The organism is Pseudomonas graminis (assembly GCF_900111735.1).
Taxonomy (GTDB): domain Bacteria; phylum Pseudomonadota; class Gammaproteobacteria; order Pseudomonadales; family Pseudomonadaceae; genus Aquipseudomonas; species Aquipseudomonas graminis.
In genome coordinates, this window is sequence record NZ_FOHW01000003.1 from 215,991 (window position 1) to 229,392 (window position 13,402).

A 13,402-nucleotide genomic window follows, 5' to 3' on the forward strand; every position below is an offset into this window, starting at 1 on the left:
CTCAGGCCACCGGCCGGAGCCGCTCAAAAAAGCCGGTTGAGGCCGTCGTATGCGGCTACCCGATAGGCCTCGGCCATGGTCGGGTAGTTGAACGTGGTGTTGACGAAGTACTTGAGGGTGTTCGCCTCGCCCGGCTGATTCATGATCGCCTGACCGATGTGCACGATCTCCGATGCCTGGTCGCCGAAGCAGTGCACGCCAAGGATTTGCAGGGTTTCCCGGTGGAACAGGATTTTCAGCATGCCGACCGGCTCGTTGGAAATCTGCGCACGGGCCATGCTCTTGAAGAACGCCTTGCCCACTTCGTACGGTACTTTTGCGATGGTCAGGTCATGCTCGTTCTGACCGATCGAGCTGATCTCGGGGATGGTGTAGATCCCGGTCGGCACGTCGTTGACGAAGCGCCATGCGCCGTTGTCGACCGCGCTGCCCGACGCCGAACGACCCTGGTCATAAGCCGCGCTCGCCAGACTCGGCCAGCCGATCACGTCGCCGGCGCCATAAATGTTCGGCTGGCTGGTGCGGTAGGCTTCATCGACATCGATCTGCCCGCGACCGTTGGCCTTGATGCCGACGTTCTCCAGACCCAGCTTGTCGGTGTTGCCGGTACGGCCGTTACACCACAGCAAGGCGTCCGCCTTGACCTTCTTGCCGGACTTGAGGTGCAGGATCACACCGTTGTCCAGCCCTTCAACACGCTCGTATTCCTCGTTGTGGCGAACCATCACGTTGTTGTTGCTGAAGTGATAGCTCAGGCCCCGCGAGATTTCCGAGTCAAGGAAGCTCAGCAACTGGTCACGGTTGTCGATCAGTTCGATCTCGACCCCCAGGCCGCTGAAAATCGACGCGTATTCGCAGCCGATAACCCCGGCGCCATAAATGATCAGTTTGCGCGGGGTGTGACCGAGGCTGAGGATGGTGTCGCTGTCATAGATGCGCTTGTGGGAAAAGTCGATATCGGCCGGGCGATAAGGCCGCGAGCCGGTGGCGATGATGATCTGGTTGGCGACCAGTTTCTCCACGATTCCGGTGTTGCACACCACATCAATGCTGCGCTCATCGGCAAAGCTGCCGGTGCCGAAGAATACGTCGACACGATTGCGCGCGTAATACCCGGTGCGCGACGCCACTTGCTTGTTGATGACCCTCTCGGCGTTCTTCAAAACGTCCGGAAACGAAAACCAGCGCGGCTCGCCAATGGCGCGGAACATCGGGTTGGTGTTGAACTGGATGATCTGTTTGACCGAGTGACGCAGGGCCTTCGACGGGATCGTGCCCAAGTGGGTGCAGTTGCCGCCGACCTGCCGACGGCTGTCGACCATTGCCACCTTGCGCCCGGCCTTGGCGGCGTTCATCGCCGCGCCTTCACCCGCCGGGCCCGAACCCAACACCACCACGTCATAGTTGTAGACAGCCATGCGTACTCCTCAGAACTGGCCGAGGCACCACTCTGGTGCCTCCGGCTGAATCATGCCGCCGCGGGCAGCATGAAGGATCGAAACTCGCGGCGCAGTCTAGTCTCATCGAAGGGAAACGACCATTAACCCTTGGTCGCGCCCCTCGGCAGATTTGACTGCAACGCCGCAGGTCGAGTGCTGGAAACCTGACTCGGCTGCGCAATTGCTGCGGATGATAAATCCCTTGGGTGACGAATCCAAAAAAATCGCACCGCCCGGGCATCTGCCTTGCGCAACAGCTCCAGAAATTTACTCAGCCAGATGCAGGAACAAGCGCTGCGCCAGCTCTTTGCCAATGGTGCTGCGATAAATGCTCACCACTTCTTTGTTGTCCCTGGCAGCCTTGAGCAGAGCCCGGTAACCCAACAGACGCTGCTCGGGAAGCTTCAGATGTGCCGCGGTGAACGCATCGGCGGCGGCGTCCTCGCTGGCGTAGTGAAAATGCGCCCACCACAACAGGCGGTCGTCCTTGTCGCGAATCGCATATTCCTGGACGAAATCGTTACGGCGGGCGCCCGACATGTTTTTCCGTCCGTCATAACGGGAGATGTTCACCTCTCGCTGCCGGTCCAGATAGCTAATGCGACTGGCCGTCGGCGGTTGACGCTTAATCATCTCGATGCGCAGTTGACGGCCTTGCTCACGGAGCCGGGCCTCCCCCGCCCGCAGTTCCGCGAGCAGTTCATCCGGCGCTTGAGCACTGCTCTCGCCGGCATGGGGTTCGTTCCCATAGACCTGCAGCTTCTGCGCAATCTCTCGAAGCTTGTCGGCTTTTTGCCCAAGAATGTCTTCCATGTCCTCGGGCTCGTTGGCGCGCCGCGATTGGCGTATGGCACTGGCGATGTCCGGTTCGACACGTTCCAGCAGAGCCTGTGAGCGCCGCACAAGCTCGGTCAGCGGCACAATACTGTCTCGACTGACAGCCTTGGGTCGCTGCGCCTCCAGTTCGACCCATTCGCCTTCGGCGTGCTGGTGATACGCGCCGATGACACGGTCACCGGTGGCGGCCTTGACTTCGACGACCTCTCCCAGTGCAGGCTCATCACCCTCGCGAAGACGACCGATCAACGTGCGCTGGCCTTGGGTCTTGATCACACGCTTGCGCGCCTGCTTCACCCTGGGGACATACTCGGGCAGTGTCTCTGCGGGCTCCTCGCTCTCGCGAATGAGATCCGAAAGCCGGTGCTCGGCGCGATCGGAAATGGCTGACAGATCATCGAAGAACCGCTGGAAATGTTCGGTGATCATGGTCTCCGGCTCGCTTTCAAAAGCAGCAAGCGCAACCATCGACGCGCGGTCGTACTCGCGCAACGAACTTTCCAGCACGCAGATCTGCTCGGCGATCGGATAATCGTGCGGCTTCTCCAGTTCGGCCTGGGAGGTCAGCGCCCCGTGCAGGTCGTCGTCGTTGAGCAGGCGCTTGAAGGTGACCGCCTTATGGCCATCGATGATGGTTTCGGGCTTGAAGCACAACTCGAGGGACGACCACATACGGCTGGCCCGCCAGTCAATCACGGCAAACATGCGGTTGTTGTAGAACTCCAGCGCTTCAGTGCGCCAATAGCCTTCGCCGACTTTCGGAACGGCCCGCAGCCTGTGCCACAGGCCTTCCCTGACCAGTGACCATTTCACGCCGATCTCCTGCAGCACCAGCGACTTCTCGAACAGCGCCAGATAAAGCCCGACATTGTCGGCGGTGACCAGGTTCGCCAAAGCACGCATTTGCGCCAGGTCTGCCTTGGCCAGGGTCAGCATGTCACTCAACAGCACCCCCTCAAGCAGACAAATGCGCCGCGCAATGCCTTGCAGGTCTTTTGCGTAGACCTTGTCGCTGGTCCGGTCGGCCGGCCTGAGTTGCTGGTCGAGTTCGTTCTTGCGATCAATGATATCGATCACTTCGCGGATGTCGGTCTCCAGTGCTGAAATAACATCCTGATGCTGGTCGATCGGCAGACTGTCGAACCGGTTGTCGTTACTCACGATCCTGGTGTAAAGGTCATGCTGGCGCTTGAGCAGCTCGGCTTTTTGCGCATTGACACGCGTAAGACGGGCGGCGTTTTCCAGGGCCAGTTGCCGAGCGCTGCGTTTCGGGCCGCCCCCCTTGAGGCGCAGGGCGAGGTCCAGGCGCCAGCGCTCGCCGTCCCGAACAAGCCGAGGCCCTGGGCGGTCAACGTGCTGCGGGTCGATGATCAGCACTTCGTCGCCGACGCTTACCCGATAAACCGCGTTTTCCACCTGCGCGTACCAGACGCCGTCCGCCTCATAGAGGCCCCGGGTGCCGGGAGCGCTTGAAGGCTCACGCAGCGCGGGCTTCGGCACGATTTCGAAGGTCTGCAGCGCGGTCCTTTGCCTCATGCTCAGGTTCAGATCGGGCCGCGACCAGGAAAATTCGAGCTGCGCAGGGAGTCTTTCCGGCGCAGCGGAGACCCTGCGTGCGATCTCGGGAGCCGACGTCGGCGACACTGCGAGGAGTTCAGCCAGATTCGGCCGGTCGAACTGCGGCACGTGACGAGGGCGTGGCGGCACACGACGGCCGATCACGTTGTGCAACAGCAGCATCGCTACGGTCAGCAGCATGTTGGCCGTGGACACTGCCCCATCGCTGGCGCGGGCGGCGCTGCCGGCGGACACCTGCGCTTGCGCCTCAGCCATCAGTTGCACCAGCCACAGCGCGGTACCGGCCGTCCCGGAAACGAAGGGCATGACCATGTCCAGCGCCAGCCAGCCGCCACGCTTGAGCAACGTCCAACGGCTCTCGGCATTGGAGGTCGACTGCCTGTCCGCCAGCTCGATCAACGCTGACGCATTGCCTTGGTAAAGCGCCACCAGCGGATCACCGGTCACCTCGTCCGCGGTGAGTTGCGCAGGCGCTGGTGTTTCCAGGGGCGCGAACTCCGAGCCTTGTCCGAAACGCAGAATATGCGGCTGATCGAATCCGCCGTTGGCATAGACCCGACGGGCGCGGTCGGTCATCCAGGTCAGCACTTCGTCACTCAGTTCGCCCGGTTCGACGAGGGCGGCGCGCAAGGCCGCCATTGAGCTGAATTCGGTCAGCGATTGCCGTGAAAGCGGTCGATAAAGCACCACCGGCCCCTTGGCCGGGTCCTGGTCACCGATGACGAACATGTTCGTCACGACATCGGCCGACGCCCCGCTTTCGGCGCGAAATCCCAGCGGGCGCAACGTGGTGTCACGCAGTGCCGGTGGCCGTTGCTGCCGGGGCAGCATGAGCGCGGCGACGAGGCCATACGCCGTGGCGCAGAAATGCGCAGCGCTGCAAATCTTCTGCTCCAAAGCCTGAAGCGGCAATTGAGCGCGCAGTTGATCGATGTAAAGCGCCTGACGCCGGGCTGACTCTCGCGTGTCGCTTATCAGCACACGCTCCACCAGCGCAGGGTAATAGCGCCCGATGTCGACCTGGCACACCAGCAATCTGAGGTAGTCGGCAGTGAACCACCCGGGCATTGGCTTGCCGTCCCGATGCACCACGTGCAAGGCACCGGCCGGCTGGCCCGAAAGATTCTCCAGCGCGAATTCGGCGACGCTCATGCGCATCGGTTCGACAGAGCCGGAGGTGACGACTTCTCCACCGTGTGGTATGGCCACAGCGATCACCTGGCTGATCACCACCTCCAGATCGGCGACCAACACATCAGTGGCCTCTGGATGGTCGGCCAGCAGTGCTTGCTGCAGTTGCTGGCGCGCGTAGTCCAGCAGCGGTGGCAAGCCCTCGTTGAAGGTCTTGCCACCGGACCTCGCCTGGGCGCCGGCCAACGCAATCATCCGGCGGCTGAAATCCAGGCGATCGTCGACACTGGCGTTGCGCAGCCACTGCGGAAGCTTTTCCGTGCTTTGCGGGCCGGGAACCAAGGGCAGCAGGACGGTCGAGACGTCGGTGCTCGCGGCCACGCGACGTTCCATCTCGGCAAAATCCTGCGCGGTAGCATGATCCAGGCCGGCCAGGTCCCACAGCTGTTGCTCCAACACGGCGCCGGACAATGCATCGAATATGTCCTCGCCGGGCTCGCGCAGCACCCAGTCCACAGGATCATCCGCTGATTCGGGCCTGTCGAAGCTGGACAGGAGATCAGCCAGGGAAGCATGCCTGATGATGACGCCCGGCGACTGCCAGCTGAAAAACACTTCAGCGCCGCGCCATACACCGGTCGCCGCCAGCACGGGCAGGCCGACCTCCTGCAGCGAATCATCAGGCCGGCGATAGGGGATGCAGGCGTGAATCACGTCATCCGGCCAGGTGTTGTCAATGTGCAGCATGAAATCGCGCTGAGTCTTGTCGGCAAAACCTGCAATGCCGCGCAGAAATTCCCGCTCATCTTCCTTCAGGGTCTGACTGTTCGCCACAGCTGTCGAAAAGTCCTGCCTGAGCGCATCGGACAAACGCGCCCAAGGGCTCTGACCGCCTGCCACTGGCGCTCCCCAAAAGGCGACCAGCGCTTTCTGGAACGCCTCGTCCAGCCCCAGTGCGACGGTGTCCACCAGAACGTTCAGTGTGTCGAAATCGATTGGCGTGGCCGGCGCACCCGAAACCTCGGGGTGCAGTACAAGCGTGTGGGCCGCTGACGTCCAGCGCGGGGTCTTGCCGGTCAGGAAGGCCTGCTGAACGTTTCTGAGCAGGGTGTCGGCGCGCTGACCGTCGTCAGGGGTTGTGCGAGTGATGACGGCTGTCCGAGGGTCGATTTGAAGGTCGGGGAAATGCAGTTGCAGCGCGGCGCGCAGTTGAGCAAGGGTTACATCGGCCAACGTTGGACGTCGGGAAAAAACTTCGATCAGGTCAATATTCAGGCGCATATGCCAGTTAACTCGTGCAATTGGATGAGAAACACTCAACGACCCTTAGGGCATTGAGCGCATTTGCGGCGAGTTAAATCGGGAACGGGCCCATCGGTGGGATACATAGATATTGTTTTTACACGGCCGCAGCGGGAAGTTGGTGGTCAATGCGCAGGGTGTTCTGATTGCCAACCGCCAGCTTTACACATATCGTTACAAAACTGCTGCGCCTTGGGTCAAGCGCGGGCGCCGCAGCAGAGGACGCATAAATACTACGGATCCCCCCAGCTAGACAGCTTAAGTGAGTAATTCCTGATGGCCTCCAACACGGGCAAAGGCAAGGCGATATTTCGCGTTGTCAGCGGCAACTTCCTTGAAATGTTTGACTTCATGGTCTATGGCTTCTACGCCACTGCCATCGCCAAAACCTTCTTCCCTGCCGACAGTGAATTCGCATCGTTGATGCTGTCGCTGGCGACCTTCGGGGCCGGCTTCCTTATGCGCCCGCTGGGTGCAATCTTCCTCGGCGCCTACATCGACCATCACGGCCGGAAAAAAGGCCTGGTCATCACCTTGGCGATGATGGCCATGGGCACGGTGCTGATTGCCTGCGTGCCGGGTTACGCGACCCTGGGCGTTGCCGCACCCATCCTGGTGTTGGTTGGCCGCCTGCTGCAAGGCTTCTCGGCCGGCGTTGAACTGGGCGGTGTCTCGGTGTATCTGGCGGAGATTTCAACGCCAGGCCGCAAGGGTTTCTTCGTCAGCTGGCAGTCGGCTAGCCAACAGGCCGCGGTGGTTTTCGCCGGCCTGCTGGGCGTCGGTCTGAACCATTGGTTGAGCCCGGAAGACATGGGCCAATGGGGCTGGCGTGTGCCGTTCCTGATTGGCTGTCTGATCGTTCCGGCGATCTTCGTGATCCGCCGTTCGCTTGAAGAAACCCCCGAGTTCGAAGCCCGCGCGCAGCATCACCGCCCAAGCCTGGGCGAAGTGGTCAAGTCGATCGGTCAGAACTTCGGCCTTGTCATCGCCGGCATGGCGCTGGTGGTCATGACCACCGTGTCGTTCTACCTGATCACCGCCTACACCCCGACCTTCGGCAAAAACGAGCTGCACCTGTCTGATCTGGACAGCTTGCTGGTGACCGTCTGCGTCGGTATTTCGAACTTCATCTGGCTGCCAGTGATGGGCGCGCTGTCGGACCGGATCGGCCGCAAACCGCTGCTGCTGGCGGCGACCATTCTGGCAATCATCACGGCGTACCCTGCCCTGTCCTGGCTGACCGCCAACCCGAGCTTCGGCAATCTGCTGATGGTCGAGCTGTGGTTGTCGTTCCTGTACGGTTCGTACAACGGCGCGATGGTGGTTTCCCTGACCGAAATCATGCCGGTCGAAGTGCGCACTACCGGCTTCTCCCTGGCCTATAGCCTGGCGACCGCGACGTTCGGCGGCTTCACGCCGGCGGCCTGTACCTACCTGATCCACGTGCTGGACAACAAAGCGGCACCGGGCATCTGGCTGAGCGGCGCTGCGGTGATGGGCCTGATCGCCACGCTGGTGCTGTTCCGCAAGGGTCAGACGCGGATTGAGGGCGTGACGGCGGTGAGCTGATCGCAGAGAGCTGCAAGCTGCAAGCTGCAAGTAAAAACAGAGACGCCCCGACTGGTTCGGGGCGTCTTTGTTTCGGCAGGGCATCGACGCCAACTGTAGGAGCGCGCTTGCCCGCGATGGCGGTGGGTCAGTCAAAGTATCCAGCGGCTGACACGCCCCGATCGCGGGCAAGCGCGCTCCTACAGGTGATCGGTGCTGAATCCGGAAGCCGCGTCAGGTCAGGACCTACAAGGAGCCGGCTTGCTGGCGAATGCGTCGGGGCAGCGCGAGCAATAGTGGATGACACTCCGCCCTCGCCAGCAAGCCGGCTCCCACAGGATGACCGCCCATTGCCAGGTCTTACGCCTGGCAGAAAGACCAACAAAAACGCCCCGAACCAGTCGGGGCGTTTCTTTTTGCTTCGCGGTTCAGCTTGCGGCTTGCGGCTTACCGCTGCTTTCAACCTACTTCGGGAAGGCTGGCGGGTTGACCCCGGTCATTTCTTCCATCACGCGAACGACCTGGCAGCTGTAGCCGAACTCGTTGTCGTACCAGACGTACAACACAACGCGGTTGTCCATGGCGATGGTCGCTTCGGCATCCACCACGCCGGCGTAACGCGAGCCAACGAAGTCGGTGGAGACCACTTCCAGAGAGTTCACGAAGTCGATCTGTTTGTGCAGATCCGAATACAGCGCAGTGTGGCGCAGGTATTCGTTCATCTCTTCGCGGGTGGTTGCGGTGCCCAGGTTCAGGTTGAGGATGGCCATGGACACGTTTGGCGTTGGAACGCGGATCGCGTTACCGGTCAGCTTGCCGGCCAGCTCGGGCAATGCCTTCGCCGCTGCAGTGGCCGCGCCGGTTTCGGTGATGACCATGTTCAGCGCGGCGCTGCGGCCACGGCGATCGCCCTTGTGGAAGTTGTCGATCAGGTTCTGGTCGTTGGTGTACGAGTGAACCGTTTCAACGTGACCATTGACGATGCCGAACTTGTCATTGACCGCCTTGAGCACCGGCACGATGGCGTTGGTGGTGCAGGACGCCGCCGAGATGATCTTGTCATCAGCGGTGATCTGCTGATGGTTGATGCCGTGAACGATGTTCTTCAGTTTGCCCTTGCCCGGCGCGGTCAGAACCACGCGGTCGATGCCTGGGCATTGCAGGTGCTGGCCCAGGCCCTCGGCATCGCGCCACACACCGGTGTTGTCGACCAGCAGCGCGTCGTTGATACCGTACTGGGTGTAATCCACCTCGGCCGGGTTCTTGGCGTAGATCACCTGAATCAGGTTGCCGTTGGCGCAAATGGTGTTGTTGGCTTCATCAATGGTGATGGTGCCGTCGAAAGGACCGTGGACCGAGTCACGGCGCAGCAGGCTCGCGCGCTTGACCAGATCGTTTTCAGCGCCTTTGCGGACCACGATGGCGCGCAGACGCAGGCCGTCGCCGCCACCGGTTTTTTCGATCAGGATGCGCGCCAGCAGACGACCGATGCGACCGAAGCCATACAGTACGACGTCAGTGCCCTTGCGCTCGCCGGAGTTCTGCTGGCCGATGACTTCGGCCATTTCTTCGCGGACGAACTCTTCGGCGGTGCGGCCATTGCCTTCGGCCTTGAACTTAACGGCCAGCTTGCCCAGGTCCACCGAAGCGGCGCCCAGTTTGAGCTCGCTCATGGCTTTGACGAGGGGGAACGTCTCGTGTACGGACAACTCGCTGGCGTCAGCCTGGCGGTGACGCGCAAAGCGGTGTGCTTTGAGAATCGCAATGACTGAACGATTGATCAGGCTGCGGCCATAGATCGAACTCACCACATTATTATTGCGGTAGAGCTGACCGATAAGCGGGATCATCGCCTCGGCGAGGGCTTCACGATCGATCCATTCACCAAGACACTGGTCGGGCTTCTGAGTCACGGGAACCTTCCACATGTAGGGGCTGAAAAAAGGGACTACATTATGCACAGGCCTTTGTTTATGAGCAATCCAGACTTTTCACGACCTGGAGCACTACATAATTTCCGGCGCACAAAACTGACAGCGTCTCTGCGGATTAGTTACACTCCCCGGCTTTGCCGCAACGCCTGGAGCTTTAACTTCCGTGCCCGTTCTGCGCCTTCCGATTCTGCCTGCTGCAGCAGGCAAACAACATTGGGGTAACCTCCCCGGTGCCGCCCTGAGTCTCGCCATCGCCGAGGCTGCCAGCGCCGCGAAACGCTTCACCCTGCTGCTTACCGCAGACAGCCAGAGCGCCGAGCGACTGGAACAGGAACTGAAGTTTTTTGCCCCTGATCTCCCGGTCTTGCATTTCCCCGATTGGGAAACCCTGCCCTACGATCTGTTCTCGCCCCATCAGGACATCATCTCCCAACGCATTGCCAGCCTTTACCGGCTGCCGGAGCTGGTGCACGGCGTGCTGGTGGTGCCGATCACCACCGCCCTGCACCGCTTGGCGCCGACCAGTTTCCTGCTGGGCAGCAGCCTGGTGCTCGACGTCGGCCAGAAGCTCGATGTCGACGCCATGCGCACCCGCCTTGAAGCCAGCGGCTATCGCTATGTCGACACGGTGTATGAGCATGGCGAGTTCACCGTCCGTGGCGCGCTGATCGACCTGTTCCCGATGGGCAGCAAACTGCCTTACCGCATCGACCTGTTCGATGACGAGATCGAAACCCTGCGCACCTTCGAGCCGGAAACCCAGCGCTCCATCGACAAGGTCGATTCGGTGCGTCTGTTGCCGGCGAAGGAATTCCCGCTGCAGAAGGAAGCGGTGACGCGCTTCAAGGCGCGCTTCCGCGAACGCTTCGACGTCGACTTCCGCCGCAGCCCGATTTTCCAGGACTTGAACAGCGGCATCACGCCGGCCGGGATCGAGTACTACATTCCGTTGTTCTTCGAAGAAACCTCAACGCTGTTCGACTACCTGCCCCAGGACACCCAGGTGTTCTCGATGCCAGGGATCGAAGCGGCGGCCGAGACGTTCTGGAAGGACGTGCGTAACCGCTACGAAGAACGCCGTGTCGACCCGGAGCGCCCGCTGCTGCCACCGGCCGAGCTGTTCCTGCCGGTCGACGACTGTTTCGCCCGCCTGAAGAACTGGCCCCGCGTGGTTGCCAGCCAGGACGACGTCGAAAGCGGCGTTGGCCGTGAGCGGTTCCCGGCGCAGGTGCTGCCGGATCTGGCCATCGAATCCAAAGCGAGCCAGCCGCTGGCGGCGCTGTCGAAGTTCCTCGGCGAGTTTCCCGGACGCGTGCTGTTTACTGCTGAGTCGGCCGGTCGCCGCGAAGTGCTGCTGGAACTGCTCGAACGCCTGAAGCTGCGCCCGAAAACCCTGGACAGCTGGCAAGAGTTCGTCGACAGCAAGGAGCGCCTGGCGATCACCATCGCGCCGCTGGATGAAGGCCTGGTGCTGGAAGATCCGGCGTTGGCGCTGGTGGCGGAAAGCCCGCTGTTCGGTCAGCGGGTCATGCAGCGTCGTCGCCGCGACAAGCGCGCCGACAGCCACGCCAGCGACGCGGTGATCAAGAACCTGGCCGAGCTGCGTGAAGGCGCGCCGGTGGTGCACATCGATCACGGTGTCGGCCGTTATCTCGGGCTGGCAACGCTGGAAGTCGAGAATCAGGTCGCCGAGTTCCTCATGCTGGCCTACGCCGAAGAGGCCAAGCTCTACGTGCCAGTGGCCAACCTGCACCTGATCGCCCGCTACACTGGCAGCGATGACGAGCTCGCGCCTCTGCACCGTCTGGGTTCCGAAGCCTGGCAGAAAGCCAAGCGCAAGGCTGCCGAACAGGTGCGCGATGTGGCCGCCGAGCTGCTCGACATCTATGCCCGCCGCGCGGCCCGCGAAGGGTATGCCTTCGCCGATCCGAAACTGGACTACGACACCTTCAGCGCCGGCTTCCCGTTCGAAGAAACCCCGGACCAGCAGACCACCATCGAAGCCGTGCGCGCCGACATGCTCGCGCCCAAGCCCATGGACCGTCTGGTCTGTGGCGACGTCGGTTTCGGCAAGACCGAAGTGGCCATGCGCGCGGCATTCATCGCTGTACACGGCGGTCGCCAAGTGGCGATTCTGGTGCCGACCACCCTCCTCGCTCAGCAGCACTACAACAGTTTCCGCGACCGCTTCGCTGACTGGCCGGTGACGGTTGAGGTGATGAGCCGCTTCAAATCGGCAAAAGAGATCAACGCCGCCGTGGCCGATCTGGCCGAGGGCAAGATCGACATCGTCATCGGCACCCACAAGTTGCTGCAGGACGACGTCAAGGTCAAAAACCTGGGGCTGGTGATCATCGACGAAGAGCACCGCTTCGGTGTGCGTCAGAAGGAACAGCTCAAGGCCCTGCGCAGCGAGGTCGACATCCTGACCCTCACCGCGACGCCGATCCCGCGGACCCTGAACATGGCCGTGGCGGGCATGCGTGACTTGTCGATCATCGCCACGCCGCCAGCCCGTCGTCTGTCGGTACGCACCTTCGTCATGGAGCAGAACAAGCCGACGGTCAAAGAGGCGTTGCTGCGTGAATTGCTGCGCGGCGGTCAGGTGTACTACCTGCACAACGATGTGAAGACCATCGAGAAATGCGCGGCGGACCTGGCCGAACTGGTGCCGGAAGCGCGCATCGGCATCGGCCACGGACAGATGCACGAACGTGATCTCGAACAGGTGATGAGCGACTTCTACCACAAGCGCTTCAACGTGCTGATCGCCTCGACCATCATCGAGACCGGCATCGACGTGCCGAGCGCCAACACCATCATCATCGAGCGCGCCGACAAATTCGGTCTGGCCCAGCTGCACCAGTTGCGCGGCCGGGTCGGGCGCAGTCACCACCAGGCCTACGCCTACCTGCTGACGCCGCCACGCAAGCAGATTACCCCCGATGCCGAGAAGCGTCTGGAGGCGATCGCCAACACCCAAGACCTCGGTGCGGGCTTCGTGCTCGCCACCAATGACCTCGAAATCCGTGGCGCCGGCGAGCTGCTCGGCGATGGCCAGAGCGGGCAGATCCAGGCGGTGGGTTTCACCCTGTACATGGAAATGCTCGAACGCGCGGTGAAGTCGATCCGCAAGGGCGAGCAGCCTAACCTCGACCAGCCGCTGGGTGGCGGTCCCGAGGTGAATCTGCGGGTGCCGGGGCTGATTCCGGAAGCCTATCTGCCGGACGTTCATACGCGCCTGATTCTGTACAAGCGCATTGCCAACGCCGCCGACGAAGAGGGTCTGAAGGACCTGCAGGTCGAAATGATCGATCGCTTCGGTCTGTTGCCCGAGCCCACCAAGAATCTGGTGCGCCTGACTTCGCTGAAGCTGAAGGCCGAGCAACTGGGCATCAAGAAAGTCGACGCCGGCCCCCAGGGTGGACGCATCGAATTCGCGGCGGAGACTCCGGTTGACCCGCTGACGCTGATCAAGCTGATCCAGAGCCAGCCCAAACGCTACAAGTTCGAAGGCGCCACGCTGTTCAAATTCATGGTGCCGATGGAGCGCCCCGAGGAACGCTTCGCCACGCTGGAGGCGCTGTTCGAGCGCTTGACCCCACCGCCTTCCAAAAAATCGGCTTAAGGATT

5 protein-coding genes are annotated in these 13,402 nt (G+C 61.7%); 2 read left to right on the plus strand and 3 right to left on the minus strand.

Annotated features, from left to right (window positions below):
- Nucleotides 1-23: 23 nt before the first annotated feature.
- Together sthA and BMY98_RS04375 are read right to left on the minus strand one after the other, a co-directional pair.
- Entirely contained in the window at nucleotides 24-1,418 is a 1,395-nt protein-coding gene (gene sthA, locus BMY98_RS04370; RefSeq protein WP_074885192.1) for a Si-specific NAD(P)(+) transhydrogenase, read from the minus strand.
- A gap of 288 nt (nucleotides 1,419-1,706) precedes the next feature.
- Nucleotides 1,707-6,266 (minus strand): dermonecrotic toxin domain-containing protein, encoded by a 4,560-nt coding sequence (locus BMY98_RS04375; RefSeq protein ID WP_074885195.1) that lies wholly within the window; start codon nucleotides 6,264-6,266, stop codon nucleotides 1,707-1,709.
- Between the two features lie 297 nt (nucleotides 6,267-6,563).
- On the opposite strand from BMY98_RS04375, the gene tcuC reads away from it, so the two are divergent.
- Entirely contained in the window at nucleotides 6,564-7,856 is a 1,293-nt protein-coding gene (tcuC, locus tag BMY98_RS04380) for an MFS transporter (protein WP_074885198.1), read from the plus strand.
- 443 nt (nucleotides 7,857-8,299) lie between these two features.
- Here the strand turns inward: tcuC and BMY98_RS04385 are convergent, their stop codons facing one another.
- Entirely contained in the window at nucleotides 8,300-9,763 is a 1,464-nt protein-coding gene (locus BMY98_RS04385) for a glyceraldehyde-3-phosphate dehydrogenase (protein WP_074885202.1), read from the minus strand.
- Nucleotides 9,764-9,932: 169 nt separating this feature from the next.
- Here BMY98_RS04385 and mfd point away from each other — a divergent pair, with 169 nt between their 5' ends.
- Nucleotides 9,933-13,397 carry a transcription-repair coupling factor gene (gene mfd / locus BMY98_RS04390; RefSeq protein WP_074885204.1) on the plus strand — a complete coding sequence of 1,155 codons (3,465 nt, stop codon included), beginning with the start codon at nucleotides 9,933-9,935 and terminating at the stop codon, nucleotides 13,395-13,397.
- Nucleotides 13,398-13,402: the final 5 nt, after the last annotated feature.

What these genes read in the sequence shown, in the direction of transcription:
- BMY98_RS04375 (WP_074885195.1), bottom strand. Translation starts at nt 6,266, where the DNA reads ATGCGCCTGAATATTGACCTGATCGAAGTTTTTTCCCGACGTCCAACG.
- tcuC (WP_074885198.1), top strand. Translation starts at nt 6,564, where the DNA reads ATGGCCTCCAACACGGGCAAAGGCAAGGCGATATTTCGCGTTGTCAGC.
- BMY98_RS04385 (WP_074885202.1), bottom strand. Translation starts at nt 9,763, where the DNA reads ATGTGGAAGGTTCCCGTGACTCAGAAGCCCGACCAGTGTCTTGGTGAA.
- sthA (WP_074885192.1), bottom strand. Translation starts at nt 1,418, where the DNA reads ATGGCTGTCTACAACTATGACGTGGTGGTGTTGGGTTCGGGCCCGGCG.